19 protein-coding genes are annotated in these 16740 nt (G+C 44.8%); 2 read left to right on the top strand and 17 right to left on the bottom strand.

Translation table 11 applies throughout. The features are described 5' to 3' along the window. Positions 1–46: 46 nt before the first annotated feature. The 17 genes from ACKTR2_RS00665 to ACKTR2_RS00585 form a co-directional block, all read right to left on the bottom strand. Entirely contained in the window at positions 47–1612 is a 1566-nt protein-coding gene (locus tag ACKTR2_RS00665) for a HAMP domain-containing sensor histidine kinase (protein WP_407882069.1), read from the bottom strand. 17 nt (positions 1613–1629) lie between these two features. Beyond that, positions 1630–2346 (bottom strand): response regulator transcription factor, encoded by a 717-nt coding sequence (locus ACKTR2_RS00660; protein WP_407882068.1) that lies wholly within the window; start codon positions 2344–2346, stop codon positions 1630–1632. 123 nt (positions 2347–2469) lie between these two features. After that, positions 2470–3336, bottom strand: a complete 867-nt coding sequence (locus ACKTR2_RS00655) for a hypothetical protein (RefSeq protein ID WP_407882067.1) — start codon at positions 3334–3336, stop codon at positions 2470–2472. A gap of 238 nt (positions 3337–3574) precedes the next feature. Next, a complete protein-coding gene (gene rpmF / locus ACKTR2_RS00650) occupies positions 3575–3757 on the bottom strand; it encodes a 50S ribosomal protein L32 (RefSeq protein WP_407882066.1) in 183 nt (60 codons plus the stop codon). Between the two features lie 67 nt (positions 3758–3824). Next, positions 3825–4373 (bottom strand): YceD family protein, encoded by a 549-nt coding sequence (locus ACKTR2_RS00645; RefSeq protein ID WP_407882064.1) that lies wholly within the window; start codon positions 4371–4373, stop codon positions 3825–3827. Between the two features lie 122 nt (positions 4374–4495). Further along, on the bottom strand, positions 4496–5653 hold the full coding sequence (locus ACKTR2_RS00640; protein WP_407882063.1) for a nucleotidyltransferase: 1158 nt from the start codon (positions 5651–5653) through the stop codon (positions 4496–4498). Positions 5654–5665: 12 nt separating this feature from the next. Then, a complete protein-coding gene (locus tag ACKTR2_RS00635) occupies positions 5666–6400 on the bottom strand; it encodes a class I SAM-dependent DNA methyltransferase (RefSeq protein ID WP_407882061.1) in 735 nt (244 codons plus the stop codon). After that, positions 6397–6774: a ribosome silencing factor gene (gene rsfS, locus ACKTR2_RS00630; RefSeq protein ID WP_407882059.1), complete on the bottom strand. Its 378-nt coding sequence runs from the start codon at positions 6772–6774 to the stop codon at positions 6397–6399. Before rsfS ends, ACKTR2_RS00635 begins: the two co-directional genes overlap by 4 nt. Before the next feature lie 24 nt (positions 6775–6798). Beyond that, positions 6799–7416, bottom strand: a complete 618-nt coding sequence (gene yqeK / locus ACKTR2_RS00625) for a bis(5'-nucleosyl)-tetraphosphatase (symmetrical) YqeK (protein ID WP_407882057.1) — start codon at positions 7414–7416, stop codon at positions 6799–6801. After that, positions 7409–8047 (bottom strand): nicotinate-nucleotide adenylyltransferase, encoded by a 639-nt coding sequence (locus ACKTR2_RS00620; protein WP_407882055.1) that lies wholly within the window; start codon positions 8045–8047, stop codon positions 7409–7411. Before ACKTR2_RS00620 ends, yqeK begins: the two co-directional genes overlap by 8 nt. Before the next feature lie 37 nt (positions 8048–8084). Beyond that, positions 8085–8399 (bottom strand): YhbY family RNA-binding protein, encoded by a 315-nt coding sequence (locus tag ACKTR2_RS00615; RefSeq protein ID WP_407882053.1) that lies wholly within the window; start codon positions 8397–8399, stop codon positions 8085–8087. A gap of 20 nt (positions 8400–8419) precedes the next feature. Beyond that, positions 8420–9568: a ribosome biogenesis GTPase YqeH gene (gene yqeH / locus ACKTR2_RS00610; RefSeq protein WP_407882052.1), complete on the bottom strand. Its 1149-nt coding sequence runs from the start codon at positions 9566–9568 to the stop codon at positions 8420–8422. Beyond that, positions 9565–10092: a YqeG family HAD IIIA-type phosphatase gene (locus ACKTR2_RS00605; protein WP_407882050.1), complete on the bottom strand. Its 528-nt coding sequence runs from the start codon at positions 10090–10092 to the stop codon at positions 9565–9567. The genes yqeH and ACKTR2_RS00605 overlap by 4 nt, the downstream gene beginning before the upstream one ends. A gap of 121 nt (positions 10093–10213) precedes the next feature. Continuing rightward, a complete protein-coding gene (locus tag ACKTR2_RS00600) occupies positions 10214–11110 on the bottom strand; it encodes an RluA family pseudouridine synthase (protein WP_407882048.1) in 897 nt (298 codons plus the stop codon). 93 nt (positions 11111–11203) lie between these two features. Beyond that, entirely contained in the window at positions 11204–11776 is a 573-nt protein-coding gene (locus tag ACKTR2_RS00595; RefSeq protein WP_407882046.1) for a phosphoribosyltransferase, read from the bottom strand. Between the two features lie 235 nt (positions 11777–12011). Continuing rightward, positions 12012–12206, bottom strand: a complete 195-nt coding sequence (locus ACKTR2_RS00590; protein WP_407882044.1) for a hypothetical protein — start codon at positions 12204–12206, stop codon at positions 12012–12014. Positions 12207–12350: 144 nt separating this feature from the next. Continuing rightward, a complete protein-coding gene (locus tag ACKTR2_RS00585; protein WP_407882043.1) occupies positions 12351–12797 on the bottom strand; it encodes an OsmC family protein in 447 nt (148 codons plus the stop codon). 313 nt (positions 12798–13110) lie between these two features. Here ACKTR2_RS00585 and ACKTR2_RS00580 point away from each other — a divergent pair, with 313 nt between their 5' ends. Then, positions 13111–14058: a glycosyltransferase gene (locus tag ACKTR2_RS00580; protein WP_407882041.1), complete on the top strand. Its 948-nt coding sequence runs from the start codon at positions 13111–13113 to the stop codon at positions 14056–14058. 25 nt (positions 14059–14083) lie between these two features. Next, the gene (locus tag ACKTR2_RS00575; RefSeq protein ID WP_407882039.1) at positions 14084–16675 is read left to right on the top strand and encodes a YfhO family protein; all 2592 of its coding nucleotides are present in this window, start codon (positions 14084–14086) and stop codon (positions 16673–16675) included. Positions 16676–16740 lie beyond the last annotated feature (65 nt).

Below are 16740 nucleotides of genomic sequence, written 5' to 3'. Positions count from 1 at the left end.
ACGGTTACGCCTTTTGTGTACTTTCACTAATCAAGTTTGGGTTTGATTAATCAGTTAGATTACTCCCTGCCAGTGGATCGTCCAAAGGTTTTAACGGCGTCTGGTGCTCGTTTAATTCTTCCAAACGATGACGCTGATCATCACTTAAAATTGGTAATGAAACTTGAAAAATCGACCCGTGACCAGGGACTGACTCAACCTCAATTTTTCCGTTGTAACCTTCGATCAATCGCTTAGCGATGGACAAGCCTAAACCATTACCACCTTTTTCGCGGGAACGCGCTTTATCAACCCGATAAAAACGATTGAATACCCGATCAATATTCTCTGGTGCAATGCCTTCGCCAAAATCTTGAACAGATACTTGAGCATCACGGGCATCTTCCGATAATGACACGTGAATTTCCTTACGCGTCTGGGAATATTTCACCGCGTTATCTAATAAGATAATCAACACCTGTTCAAGATGGTCCCGAAACATGGCTACATAAACTGCGTGCCGTAAATCATCGTCCAAGGAAAAGTTAAAGTCTGGATGAATCATCTCAAAGTTACTGAAAACTTGATTGACGACTGCTTGAATATTGGTGACTTGATTTCGAAAATCAATTTCCACCTGCTCAGCTCGCGAGAGTTCCAGCATTTCTTGAACCAAACTTTTCATTCGTTTGGTTTCAGCAAGGGTTGCTTGAATGGATTCGTTTAAAACTTCTGGATCATCTTTACCCCAACGATTAAGCAACTCCATATGCCCTTGAATAATCGCCACTGGTGTTCTCAATTCATGGGAAACATCCCCGACAAATTGCTGCTGTTGATCAATATAGCGTTGCATCTGATCTAGCATTTGATTTAGCAATGATGATAAATCAGCTAATTCATCGTTTCGTCGCGACTCAGGAACTCGACTACTTGATTGTGGATCCTCACTGGCCTTAGCGATCGTTTCACTGATATCAGAAATCGGCCGCAAAAAGTAACTAGCTAACAGATAACCGAAAACAGAAATGGCTAACAAGCCGATCAGCAGTAAAACAATGAGAATTGAGCCGGTACGTCGATAGGTTCGCCAATAGGCATTTAGCTGATTCGTGACCTGTACATAACCAATCAAGCGATGACCAGCCCGCGAAAAAATCGGCGCGCGTCCTACATAAACGACTTGCCCTTCCAAGTGGCTGAGCGTTAATGCTTGTCGTTTAACCGCCTTAAACGGCTCTGGATCGACCCGAGACGCAAAGATTTCTGTTCCGCTGGTATCATAGATACTAACGGCTAAGTTATCGGTGGCCAATGTGCGCACGACATTGTCTTCATATAGGTTGCTCTTACCATCTGGGTGACTCGGATTCTGCGGACGATAAGGATTTTCTCGGGGACGCAAAATTGGTTCCACACTCGTACTGGATAACTCCTGCGATTCATTATCCAGTCGTTGACTAACGACATTGATGGCATCTGTGGTTCGCTGGCGCTCTTGTTTTAATAACACTGCGGTAAAGCTCGAAAATAAGAGGCCTAAAACCACCGTAAAAATGACAAAGACACCCGTCCCAGTCCCGAGTGCCCACTTCCACTTTAACGATAATCGTCGTCGTTTTTTGGTTGTCATTTCAGTTTGTCCAGGATTCATGAGCGCATAACATAGCCCGTTCCACGGACCGTTTGAATATAACTGTCTTCACCTGGGCGATCAATTTTATTACGCAAATATCGAATGTAAACATCCACCACATTAGTCTCAACTTCTGATTCATAGCCCCACACTTTTTGAAGTAAGACATCACGAGCCAAAACCACGTTAATATTCTCCATCAATGTTAGTAATAGTTCATATTCACGTTTGGTCAAGTTAATAATCTCATCACCACGCCGAACGATACGGTTTTCTTTTTCAATCCGCAGATCTTTGTACTCAACAACAGTTTGTTTAAAGCTCTTTTGTTCGCCCTCAATATCAATTCGGCGTAATAAAGCCCGAACACGAGCCAATAATTCTTCAATTGCAAAGGGTTTAACGATGTAATCATCGGCCCCATGATCAAGACCAGAAACCCGATCGATCACGGAATCACGAGCCGTCATCATGACAATTGGTGTGCTTTTGACTTCGCGAACACGCCGGGCAACTTCCAGTCCATTTAATTCTGGTAACATGAGATCCAGCAAGATGACATTAAAGTTAGTGGCTAGTGCAGCCTCCAGACCGGTACGACCGTTATATTCAACCTGGGTTTCATAACCATCATGCTTCAGTTCTAGATCGACAAAACGGGCGAGATTCTTTTCATCTTCAATGATCAAGATTTTGTATTTTTTAGCCCCAGTTTGTTCTGAGTTTTCCATTTGGTCTAACACTCCAAATTATTTTATTATCGTTTTCTGGTTTAACTAACGACCTTTTTTAACAACGCTCTCATCTTATCATTTTACCTAGGTTTTCGCTACCGCCATCCCCAGCTGGATTTGCTAAGGCCGTTTGCGTCTTAAACCAATTAATAAATTAATCGCGGTGTAAAAAAGAACGCCCACCACCAGCCATGAGACGATTGCAACATTAAAATGTGCAAAGGCAATTAATCCAGCTGCAACGCCAATCAAACCAGCTAAACTGGCAACACTAGCAATTTTTCGCTGATAGTCACCATAATAAATAAAGATGCTGCTACCCGCCGCTACTGACAACGCAGAGCCACTCATCATAATCGGGAACGCCACTAACGGATTCAACCCCAAAGCGTAAACCGTCGCGGTGGTCAGCGCATAAGAACCAATTCCGATATTATTTAAAGCGCCATAAACTGCCTGCAGTACACAGCCAATCATGAGGGTCCAACCTGTTAATCCTGTCGCTGTGCCATTACCGGCAATTAAGTGTAACCGACTGGCTAAGATAAAAACGCCGGCCAATAATAAACCGCCCGCAATCCATTGCTTAATCGCCCGTTCTGGCAACTTGACTACTATTCGTGGACTGGCCAAGGCGCCAACTACTTGTGCTCCCACTAAAGCAATTAAAGTGAATGGATCGACGTGAACCACCCCGATGAAACCCACACTCATCATGACAAAGGGGAGTACCCCCTGCACATTTAATGTCCCTGGTAATCGCTTAATCGACACCCACTTAGTCGGGGTGTAAATCGCCGTACTAACCGCAAAATCCGACACACCTAATGTGGACAGAAAGAAAATCAAGATGCCACTTAAAGCCACCGCCAACGTCGATGCAGACGTCGCTAACCACTCTTGGCGATGTCCCCATAAATCCACACACCAATAAACAGCGTAGCTGATTCCTACGACAATCAACACTACCAACAGCCCCACTCGCATCACAAACGCCTCCAACAAATTCCTTTTATCTCGAACGGCCACTAAGTCGAGTCTTATTTCAAGTCAGCTGACCTCACTTGGTCAAAAATAATCATCACCGCCTGTGGTCTTGCGCTCAAGAATGCATCTGATTCTGTTCTGAATTTTAATCATAGGCTTTATATTATACCGAAGAATCTTCAAAATTTGTAGAAAAAAAACACCTGAGAGCCTAGGCCTCTCAGGTGTTTTTGATCAATTAAGCGTTCGCAGTCTTAACAACCTGCTTGCCATCATAGTATCCGCAGTTTGGGCAGACACGATGTGACATCCGTAATTCACCACAATTTGGACATGGAGCCAAATTCGGTGTAGCCAATTTAATGTGGCCACGACGCTTCAACTTCTTTTCTTTAGATGTTTTCCGTGCTGGTACAGCCATGTGAACGAGCACCTCCTTGAAATGATTTTATCCACACATGTGTTTTTAAAATCTGCTAAGTGAATAATTAGTCTTGATCCTGATCAGGGAACAACCCCTTCAGCTTAGCGAGACGTGGATCAGTGGGTTGATTTTCTTCCTGCATGGCATTGAAATCATCTTCAGCAATGACTTCCCAACCGTTACCGGTTGGCATTACTTGACCGTCTTTCTCGTCATCAGTCAGAATTTGCATTGGAATCTGGGCGATGATGTTATCAATAACACCTTCATCCAAGTCGATAGTTTGACCTTCCAGAAGTAAAACTGTTTCGTTTTCTTCATAACGATCAAAATGACTTTCCTCAGTGATGTAAATCTCGTTCATATCAAAATCAAACGGAAAGGTTACAGGCGCTAATGACCGACTTGACGGGACAACCGCTTGACCGGTGACATGCACGTCTAACAATACATCATCACGATCAATTGAGACCATACCAGTTACCTTAACTGGATCAATATCGATTACGCGATCCGAAAACCGCGCCAACGTCTTTACCTTCACATCTAAAGTTTCGTCGATCCGCAGTGGCTCATTGCGATACTTTTCAAGCTCTTTGAGCGACCATTTCATCGATAAACCTCCTAATGCAACGAATTTCATTATACCGGCGCCATAGATCAATGTCAACGCTAAATCATTTTACTCAACGTCAACCTCCAGATAAGCTCACCAGTCTGTTTCTGAATACTACCCTACTTGGTGACCACGCGCAACGGATTATGTCGAAAATCCTGGGCTTGACCAGTCAACATTTCATAAACAGTTCCCGCTCGGTAATCCAGATTCAGCGTCGTTTGTTTAAGCTTTCGATCAAAACGTGTGATCAATGGGAACATAAAGCGTTTTTTTGCTTCATTGAGCCACCGTTGACCAGCTGACGTGAAACCAAGCAAGCGTAGATATTCTGACTGTCCCGGTACCATCTCAGCGGTTGTAGCGTGCATCACTGTGTACAAACAAACTCGCAGTAACCGCGAATACGTGTATCGTTTCGTCTTAATCGCCGTTAGAAAATCCGGCCAAGTGTCATTTTCTTCGGCGGCAGCCTTTAAGCGATATTCCAGTCCTTCTGACATTTGGTAAACATTGGCCAATTCCGTTACTGGGGTGACCACCAATGTATGACGTAGCAAATGCCACAACTGCGGTGTCCACCCGGCGATCGCTGGCTGTTGTGAAAAGCTGGCTAACGTTTGTTTAGGAACGAGATCAGCCAATTGTCTCACCGTTTGATCGGTCGGCGTCAGCATCGCTTTTCGAACCGCCGTAGCGCTAGCAAACTGTTGCTGACTGAGCACTTGCTCATGGTAATCGGCACCTAACCGTTGAATTGGCATTAATACCAGCGGCCGTTTTAATTGTTGATTAGCCATCGCATAACTGAAACTCAAAATATCATTAGGCTGATCCAAACGAAAGCCTGTTTTGGCCTCCAATTGCGCGTTAAACAACGTCGCATACGTTTGATCAAATCTTTTAAAGGCCCGCGTATCATTTACAGATTGTTCAGCCAAGGCGGTAAAGTCAACTTGAGGATGCTCTGCACCAAACACCATCGTTGGTATTTGCAAAGCTGCTAATAAAGTTAAGGCCCCCTGGGCGAAAAGATGGGCTGGTTGCACGGCCCAGTGAAAAGGCAACTCAATGACGACATCAGCACCATGATGCAAAGCCTGATCAGCCCGAGCCCATTTATCAAAAATGGCTGCTTCCCCACGTTGAACAAAATTGCCACTCATGACGGCAATCACCACATCAGCATCAGCAACTTGACGCGCCATCGTCAAGTGATAAGCGTGTCCATTGTGAAATGGATTATATTCGGCAACCACCCCGACTGCTCGCATCATAACTCCTCCAGGCTAATTAACTTCACAAACAAAAAACCACCGTGTCGTTGTCTCATCGATCGGTTGTTGACCAAAGTCAGACGTTACCGTCACTTTCGTAAAACCAGCTGAGTGCAAAAGGTGCTGATAAGTGGCTAGCGAGTAAGTCCGTTCAATATGAAGTTCAGCATGATGGTCATAACCGTTCAAGGCTTCATTCCAGATAAAAAAGTTTAAATCATGTTCAACACTGTGCGGTTGTTCACCTTCATAACTACTCCACATGAAGGCCCGCTCATCATCATGAAAATTGTACATATATCCTGGATAAACTGTATCAGTCTGGTACGGCGTAATCACGTCAAATAAATACCGACCTGAGCTAGTCAAATGTGCCTTAGCTTCGCGAAAGGCATCTAATAACATCGCTTCATCAGGCAGATAACACAATGAATCATCAAAGCATGTGATTAATTCATACTGGCCTAAATCACCAAGCGCCGTAAAATCGCCCTCGATCAACGGTACGTTCACATTAACGCTAGCCGCACGTTCAGCCGCCAAACTAAGCATTTCTGGAGCTAGATCCAAACCTGTCACATCAAAACCGGCCTGTTTTAATTTAATCGCCAATCGACCTGTACCGCAAGCCAAGTCAATCATCTGACGTCGAGAACCGGCCTGTTGACGGACAAAATCCAGCCATGCATCATACATAGCTGGATCGAATAGTTCATCATAAAATTTAGCAAACGAATCGTAAATCACGCCGTTTCACCTAACCAACTCGTCAAATTCACGAGTGGCGCATCCGACCATAACTTTTCAAGATTGTAATATTGTCGTTGTTCTTCTTGGAAGACATGAACAACAATGTCACCAAAGTCTAGGAGTACCCAAGTGCCTTCTGCTTTACCTTCAACACGCCGAACAATGACGCCTGCATCAGCCTCTTCATCTTGCACAGCCTGAACAATCGCTTGAACCTGCCGTTTGGAACCACCATTCATCAAGACAAAGTAGTCGGCCACGAGGCTAACTTGTTCCACGTCCAATGCGACGATATCTTCGGCTCGTTTCGAATCGCCAGCCTTAACAGCAATTTCCAGCATTTCTTTACTTGTCAAAAAAATTTTCCTCATTTCATTATTTAGCTATTGTCGATGTCAGTAATTATACTTCATTTTCTTGCCAGCCACCCAACGGTTATACGTCAGGATCGTACCAGGATAAACTGGCGCCTGCTGCTTAATCAAGTAGGCCAATGTATGCGCAGTTTGATACGCCACCCCAGCCTGCAAATCCTCATTTGTAATGCGCCGCGCTTCTTCAATACCAGGCACTGTCCGACCAGGTTCGATGTAATCAGCCATATAAACCACTTGTTCCAATGGCGACATTGCCACCGCGCCAGTCGTGTGATGGCGGACCGCGTTCAAGATATCTTCATCATTAATGCCAAGTTCATCGCGGACAAATTCAGCGCCCACCACACCATGCCAGATGGCGTTACCCCAATTTAATAAATCAGGGTCTAACTGGTGCTTTTCAATCATGGCCACAAAGTCTTTATCAGAACGCTGTTTCGCATAATCATGAACCAGGCCAGCAATGCTGGCCTTTTCTAAGTCCACGCCATTTTGTTCAGCTAAGACCAACGCTGTCTGTTCCACACGCAGCACATGTTCAAACCGCTTGTCTCTTAACTTAACATGAATTGCGTCAATTAATTGCGCCCTGGTGCCCGCATACAACTGTTGCTGATAAGAAATTGAATCATTCATGATACAACTGATGCTCCTTAATATAAGCTTCCACTGCTTCAGGAACCAAATAGTGGATCGATTGTCCTCGCTTGACCTTATCACGAATCATCGAACTACTGATATCGATGGTCGGGACGTCAACCCAGATCACTGGATACGGCGTGTTTTGCTTAAAGCCACTGCGGTTAATGCCCACAAATGTCACAAGCTTTACCAGTTCATCAATTTTGTGCCAGGTGGGCAAATAAGCCACTTCGTCACCACCAATGATGAAATAGTAGGTCGTCTGTGGGTGCTGCCGCTTTAACGCTACCATTGTATCATAGCTAAAACTTTTGCCTCCGCGTTGAATCTCAGTCATTTCTAAATCAAACAGCGGATTACCAAAAATTGCACGGCGAACCATGCGCGCTCGCAGTAATGGATCGATCGTCAGTTTTTCATCGACATGCGGTGGCTGTGCATTGGGCATAAATAAGACTTTGTTTAGTCCAAGTTGCTTGCCAACCTGATCTGCGATAATGAGATGGCCCAGATGAGGTGGATTAAAAGTCCCCCCTAAAATACCGACACGTTGTTGCGGCATTTGGCTAACCTGTTCCGTCAACACCTCTGCTTGTGTTTGTTTTGACAAAGTTTTGGTAATCATAATTTTCACCCGCCTGATTCAACAAAATTTCCGTAGGTTACGCGAGACCAGTGACTTGCTTACTCAATACTTGATCTTCCGGATCAGTAGCTGGCATAAATAGAACCAACGTATGCCCGATCGTTTGAACAACTGTAATCCGCGGGTTTTGCTCGATAAATGTCTTGGTCTCAGTCACCGAAACATCCGCACTGGATAGTAGGCTAACTTTAATCAGTTCACGCTTTTCTAAAGCACCGACCAGCTGCTCTCGCCATGCGTCAGTTAAACCATTCTTTCCGATTGAAAAAAGTGGTCGCAAAGTGTGCGCTTGTGAACGCAAAAAATGTTTTTGTTTACCTTTTAAATCCATGTACATTTACCTTTCCATATCTAAATCATTGCTCGGCGTAAAAGAACACTTACTCCTGCTGGTGCCCAACCGGCCACCGTAACATTGGCTGGCACCGTGATCCAGCCCAAGCCTTCAATCACTAAATCACTCTTTTCAGTCGGGTGAAATTCATGACGAGTTAATGCCGGTAATTTAGCTAAGTCGGCCCCTGACGGCGGCGCTAATAGTTCACCAGCATGGCGGTCGTAAAAGGAATCCGCGTTAACTAACTTCGTGCGATGAATCATTAAATTATTTTCAAAATAGGCGGTCACCCCAGAAGTCTTAGCCGTCGTCTTCGCTGAAATCAAATCAAACCGTGCCACTGCTCCAAAAAAGAGGGTTTGTTCTGGTTGAAGCTGATAGATCCGCGGTTTGATTTCCTTTTGTGGGGCAACGTACTTCAACGTATCCGCAGTTAGAAAATGGGCCATCTGTTCGGGGTGAATAATCCCCGGTGTGTCTACTAAGACGTGATCTTCACCTAAAGGAATCTCAATTTTATCCAGTGTTGTGCCTGGAAAGCGCGATGTCGTAATGAGATCGGCAACGCCAGTATTCCGCTTTAAAATGCGATTAATCAGGGTTGACTTGCCAACATTAGTCACCCCAACAACATAAACGTCCCGGTTGCCACGATAATGGTCAATCAGTTGTAAAAGATCGTCAACATCATGACCGTTTTTTGCACTCAACAAGGTGGTCGCTACTGGCCGCAAGCCATTTAAATTGGCCTGTTGCCGCAGCCAGTCCGTTAATTTCGGTCGCTTTAGTGAACGCGGCAGGACATCTTCTTTGTTACCAACTAACAGGACTGGGTTCTCACCGACAAACCGGTGCAATCCAGGAATCATGCTACCATTAAAGTCAAAAATATCGACCACATAGACGATTAGAGCATTAGCCTCACGGATCTGGCTCAATAGTCGCCGAAAATCATCGTCAGTCAGCGAAACCGGCATAATTTCATTGTAATGACGTAAACGAAAACAACGCTGGCAATATAATTCACCGTTGGCTAGTCCTTTCTTTAAGGCTGACTGTGGCGTATAGCCAAGGGCGTCCGGGGTTGTGGTCTGGATCTTGGCCCCACAACCAATACAATATAAATCTTCTGTTTCAAGTGCTGCTAGCGCCTGTTCGCTCATCGCAACTCCTCCTGCCAAGTTAAATTAGGATAGATTTTCAGTAACCGCCGCATAACAAACCGTTCAAAGAAACGATTAATTCGCGTATCCCACTTATCGGTTTCAATTAAAGGTTTGACTAAAATACTTCGGACATGGGCATGATTGGCCGCCCAAATATCGGTCATCAGTTGATCACCAATCATGACAACATCATCGTTGGTTAAATGGTAACGTCGCTTGGCCTGTCTGATCCCCCGAGTAAACGGCTTTAACGCCCGAGACACAAACGGTAACCCTAGGGCAGCAACCGCATGTGAGATTCGTTTAGCACTATTATTTGAGACAACCACCACTTGAATACCATGTTGGTTCATTAATGCTAACCATTCCCGCAGCTGCGGCGTGCCATCAGGGTTATTCCATGCAATCAGCGTATTATCAAGGTCGGTTAAAATCGTTTTGATTCCGGCGCGGTTGAGCTGTTCAGGCGTTATGTTATAAATCGCAGAAATCATCCACGTCGGTTTAAACTGCGCGACCATTTATCAGAATCCTCGTTTTTCTCAAAATTAAATACAAAATTATCCAAACAATTATACCAGAAGCCACGCAAAAATGCTGCGATTTAGCTGCTCATCGCGCAGGTAGCCGGTCACCTTTTAGTTATTTTAAAGGACTCAGTCGTTGAATGGCCATCTGCATATCTTCAGGCAGTGGACTCGTTACCGTGTGACGCTGACCATCTAGTGGATCCGTGAACGCTAACTCACTTGCATGCAAGGCCTGGCGCGTAAGCAAATCTAGTGGACCACCATATAACGCGTCGCCCAGTAAAGGATGACCCATACTTGCCATGTGAACGCGAATTTGATGGGTCCGCCCAGTATGCAACCGTAGCTTCACCAATGTCGCATGATCGTATCGGGTCAATACCCAATACTCCGTCTGGGCAGTTTGACCGGCCCCTGGCTGCGCGATTTGACGAGCAACTTGTCCGGCAACTCGCTCAATTGGGGTGGTAATTAAGTCATGTGCGTTCATAACGTGCCCGGCGACTAACGCTACGTAATCTTTACGCAGTTGATGATGGTCGACCTGAGGCGCAATCATGCCTTGAACCACGGCATCGCGGGCCACCAGCATTAAGCCGCTGGTGTCTCGGTCTAGTCGAGTAATTAAATGTGGCTTCAGATTTCGAGATTGTTGGGTGATCAACCAACCTTTAACCCGGTTCACCACCGTATCCGTTTGCCCGCTAGGACCAGGCACAGCGGCAATCCCGGCCGATTTGTTCACAACCAACCAATGATCATCAAACCAGGGAACCTCAATTGGCTGATTACTGATTAGGACCGTCTTATCGGCAGCTTCATCCGGCAACTGTAAGGCCACCACATCACCGTCTGCGACAGTTTGGTCTGGCGTTGCTTGATGCCCGTTTAATAAGAGCCGACCGCCAATTTGTTTTTGCTTAGCCCACAATCGATGACTGATACCATGCAGGAGTAAAAAACGTTTAAGACTCGGTGTTGTACTGTTTGCAGTCCATGAGAATTCCAATTAACTTCCTCTTTAACACCCGTCGATTGTCTTTATTGACAAAGTGACGAATCGTTTTTTTATTAAAATAAAAAAGTAGAAATGAACAGCTTTTTACACGTCCGCCGTTGATACTGACGTAGATGTCTTATATTCAGCAATTACTGGTAAGTTCCGATAAGCACCATCTAAGTCCATGCCGTAACCGACTAGCCACACATCTGGCAAGGTAAAACCAACATAGTCCAGTGCCACGGCACGTTGACGGGCAACCGGCTTATTAACCATAACCGCAGTTTGAATACTGGCAACCTGCTGTTCATGTAGCCAATCAATCAAAAAGGCCAACGTGACACCACTATCAATGATTTCATCCAGCAAAATAACATGCCGATTTGTAACTGAAAGCGTTGGTGCTTGCGTCAATTTAGGTAGAGATTGCTTAGTTCCAGTATAGCTGCTGACAGCAACGAAATCCAAATCTGCCTGAATCGTCAGCTGTTGGCTGACTGCCAGCGTCCATTGCGCGGCACCTTTCATCACGCCGATCAGCAATGGCGGCGTTTGCCAGGTAGCATCGTCAATTTGACGGGCAATCTGACCTGCCGCTGCTTCTATATCTGCCGCTGTGGCGAAAATCTGGCCTAAATGACCATCGAGCATCGTTTTCAGGAATTGTGGTGTCACAAGAACATCCTTTCTGAGTGTCTCACTCGGTTCAACAATTATTTAAGTATCGTTATCGTAACCTGAAAGCACGTCAGGTACAAGCCCACTGCTAATAAAACTCAGGGCGTAACCAGGTGAGTGATTCTGAGCACAGACAAGTCAGCAATAATGACGTTACTTGCCAACAAAAAAATCGCCCTGACTAAACGTCAAGGCGGCAAGAATAAACTAACTTAAATATCGACAACAGTCCTTATGCTGGATATGCTAGCTCGGTGCCTGGCTGATTAACATAGTGGATGCGATAACGGGTCTGCTGGGCTGGGGCAATTTGATCGACGGCCCGTTTAGCAATTTCATAAGTAACGCCACGCATAATGACGACCCAATGATGTTGTTGCCATGTTTCGACGTTCCAATCGCCACGAATAACCTCTTGCTGATTCATGGTTGCCACCTTCTTTCTGAATACTTCGTCAAGCTCGAACCACCAGTCTAGGCTGTTTTGACTAAATGTAAAGTAAAACGCTCATCGTCGTCAGCATTGGGCTGGTGGCAATGAGCGTTTTACTTTTTCAAGATGAAATCGGCACTATTCACCATAATTCGTACTAATATCACCAAACTTGTCGACGATTCTAAAATTAACGTTATCGTTATCTTTCAGCAGTTTTGCTACGGGGCACTGGTTCAATGCATCAGCCAAAATTGACTGCGCATCCACTTCGTTCGCATTTGGAAACATAACTTGAGCAGCCACGATGAATTTGTAGCCTAACGTGTCTTTCAAAATATCGACTTGGGTTAAAACCTCCGTATCTTGAGCCAAGCCACGTTGCTGTTCAACTAATCGCAACGTCGCATTAAAACAAGTACTCAAGGCAAAACCAACAAATTGTTCCGGGTTGGCCCCCGCTGCCTTGATCAATGAGCTACTAACTCCGATCGATAATCCTTCATTCCCCTCCACAAAGCTCTGACCAACTAGTCCATTTTCATTTACGACGCGGGTATGATATAAAGAACCTTCAACTGCCATCTGTCTGACCTCCATTTGTGTGTTCAACATGAAAGAACAACAATCACCTATCCGCTACTGTAAGGGCTTTCATAATTAAACACAACCATTTTTACTCGCAACTTTGGTCAAGCCCTTAAATTTGCTTTTCTAACATTAGTTGGCAATTACATTGGTAATAACAATAAGCCGTTTAATCATTGTTATTTAATTTGCTCGTAATCATTTAACACGATTTAATTGTGGAAAAACGTCCGCTTCAGGGACCAGTTGTTTATAATGATGGTAGATTACATACGCAAAATCACTTTTTTGCTGATAAAGGAGCCCTATCGTGTCAACTCAGATTCTTTCAATTATTGTCCCTTGCTACAACGAAGAAGCTAGTATCCCGCTATTTTATCCAGCGGTCGAAAAGATATTTGCTCAACTTAAGCAGCAACACCCGACATTTCAACCAGAGTACTGGTTTATCAACGATGGCTCGACTGACAAGTCATTACCAGAACTACGCAACTTGCAACAAAACGACCCTCAACACGTCCATTATGTTTCTTTTTCCCGCAACTTTGGTAAAGAGGCTGCCTTATATGCCGGCCTACAACATGCCAGTGGTGATTATGTTGCAGTTATGGATGTCGATTTACAGGATCCACCAGAACTCCTACTGCAAATGGTGGATGGCATTCTCGATGACGGCTATGATATTGTCGGTGCTCGACGCGTGGACCGGCAAGGTGAACCGCCGATACGCTCTTTTTTTAGCAACATGTTTTACCGGCTCATTAATCGCATCTCGCAAACCCATATTGTCAATGGTGCGCGAGATTATCGCTTAATGACGCGACAAGTGGTTAACGCGATCTTATCCATGGCAGAAGTCAATCGTTTCTCCAAGGGAATTTTCAGTTGGGTTGGCTTCAACACCAAGTATTTAGAGTTTGAAAATCAAGATCGCGTCGCCGGTGATACTCACTGGTCGTTCTTTCAGCTATTTAGCTACTCACTTGAAGGAATCGTGGACTTTTCTGAGGCACCATTATCGATTGCCTCTTTTACAGGCATGGTTTCATTTTTACTGGCAATCGTTGCCATTATCTTTATTGTCGTCCGGGCGCTCTTCTTTGGCGGTTCCGTCGCCGGCTGGCCATCGATGGTCAGCATTATGCTACTCATCGGCGGAATTCAACTTTTCTGTTTAGGTATTTTGGGCCGCTATGTCGGGCGACTCTATCTAGAAAGTAAACATCGCCCGATTTACATCGTTAAAGAAGAAAAATAAACGGGCACTAAAGGAAATTTATGCAATGATGAATCGCTACGGACAAAAACGCTTTTACTATGATCTAGGATCGTTCCTGCTACCAATGGTAGTGGTGAGCATTGTTTTTGCTTGCTTAGGAATTGCTCCCTTTGGCTCCCATAATTTACTCATCAGCGATATGGGGACCCAATATGTTGCTTGGTTGACGCAATTTCGACATGTGATCACAACCGGCCAATTTTCTTTCTATTCTTTTAGCCTATCCTTAGGTGATAACGCTTTTCCATTAGTTGCTTATTACATGTTAAGCCCCTTTAACCTGATTCTTTTCTTTTTCCCGGCGAGTCAGGTCCCGCTGGCGGTTACGTATATCATCCTCCTTAAAATCGGCAGTATCGGCTTGAGTACCGCTTATTATCTGCGGCGAGTCTACCACAATACGAATTGGTCAAACTTACTCTTTTCCAGCATATTTGCTTTGAGTGGCTTTGTGGCAACCTATTTTTATGACATCATGTGGCTCGATGCTTTGATTCTACTGCCGTTGGTGACACTAGGCCTACGATCACTTGTGGCTGGTCGCGATTCACGGCTGTACTTTTTTGCGTTATGGGCCACCATTATCACCAACTATTATCTTGGTTATATGACCTGCCTTTTTTCGCTCTGTTTCTTCATCTATTTGCAATTTGATCAGACACCACGTCGTATCACCTGGCGACTTTATTGGCAAACACATCGGCGTTTGATTGGTCACTATCTAACGATCTCTATTTTAAGTGGCCTGAGCTCGCTGGTGGTGCTTTACCCCACGCTATTGGGTATGTTGAGAACGAGCAAACAAAGCCTGTCGGTCAAGGCATTCTTACCGCTCCCTCAGTTTGGCCCCGAAGCACTGGCACAACTTGGCATGAACGCTGCTGACTACCCGGCACGGTTAGAACATGATCCAAGCATCTACTTAGGCAGTTTGGCAATCCTTTTATGTCTCGGCTTTTTTACGGCAAAAAATATTGGTCGGCGACATAAGTGGGCGTTAGGTGGTTTACTTGCAACACTGGCGATTAGTATGTTTATCACTTTGTTCAATACCATCTGGCACATGATGCAACAACCTAATGGATTCCCATTTCGAAATGCGTACTTTTTCAGTTTCATCGTGTTATTGTGTGCTTATGAAAGTTGGCAAGCCCATACATTTACCGATCAGCGCCACTTATTTCGGAATTTAATCATCGGATTAAGTCTACTAGCGATCGGGTACATCACGGCAATCATCGCGCAACCCATCGTGCGACGAAGCGACGCACTCGCTAGTTATTACGTTAGTCCCATCTATTGGCTGATTAGTAGCCTAGGGTTGATTTTCGCCTGGTGGCTTTTAAAACGACAATCTCACGGTAAACGGTGGCTGGTCGTCCTTAGTTTAACGGCACTAACGTTACTTGAATTAGGAGCTAACTTTTATTTTGGCTTAGCCCCTGCCAAGTTGGGTAATCAAGCCCGCTACCAACGTAACTTTGCAATTGAACAGCGCTATTTCAAAAAAATTCAACAGACAAACGCTTTTTACCGGGTGGATAATCAGAACTCATTATTGAACGCTGCTTATGGCGAAGTTTATAACAACTACAATGATCCACTATTGTTTAACAGCTATGGTATTGACCTATACAGTTCCACCCTCAACGAGTCTACACGCCTTACCTTACAACGCTTAGGATTCTATAGTAAAAATGAACGACGGATTAGCTCAGCTGGTAGTACAGAATTAACCAACACCTTATTTGCGGTTCGCTATTTGTTGAGTATGACTCCGCACGACTACGATCTGATTACATTGCCAAACGCTTTACCGTTAGGATTTGCGGCTAACCAGTCTTTATTAAACGTAACTTTGAAGCCACACGAAGCCTTGTCGAATCAAAATCACTTGTGGCAGGGTATCACTGGTCGTAAAACAGACTACTTCCGCTCAGTCGAGGTGCAACAAACCACGGTAAAACAAGCGGTCGATCATTACAATTATACCTTCACGTTGCGGCCCCAAACCAGCGGCCCTATTTATATGTACTTGCCCCATGTTCCCGTCGATAGCGCCAATATTCGCGTCAATCAGACAAAAAAGCAAACCAAGCTAAGTGTTTCCTCTGAAGCGGTATTATCGTTAGGTCGATTCCGCAAGGGACAATCATTTCAATTGAAAGTAAGTTCTAAACACCTAATCAGCCATCCGGAACGTTGGGTGAAGACATTAGATGCTGATAAATTTTCGACTTCTGTTGAACAGCTTCATCGTCATACCCTTCAACTAACGCCGCATTGGCGACCAGATCGATTGCATGGCACAATTGACATGCCGAAAGATAAGCCACTTTTGTTCCTGAGCATTCCGTATGATCCTGGTTGGCAAGTCAGCGTAGATGGTCGGCAACAACCGATTCAACGGGTTGCTCATAATTTAAGCGCGGTGACACTTGCGCCTGGTCATCATAAAATCCGTTTGACCTATGTCACTCCCGGATTCAGAGCGGGTTTAGTGATTAGTTTACTTGCCTTTATCACGTACGCCGGCTTGTTCTGGTGGGATCAGCGTCACCGAAAATATAATGCAAAAACCACTAAACAGCCCTAAGTACTTGCTAGATGTCGCTCAAATAGAACCCGATTAATAAAAATACCGCTCATTCGATTCATTAA

The organism is Furfurilactobacillus curtus (genome assembly GCF_045862785.1).
Classification (GTDB): domain Bacteria; phylum Bacillota; class Bacilli; order Lactobacillales; family Lactobacillaceae; genus Furfurilactobacillus; species Furfurilactobacillus curtus.
The sequence above is the reverse complement of the archived record's forward strand: the minus strand, read 5'-3'. Positions and strand labels throughout refer to the sequence as shown.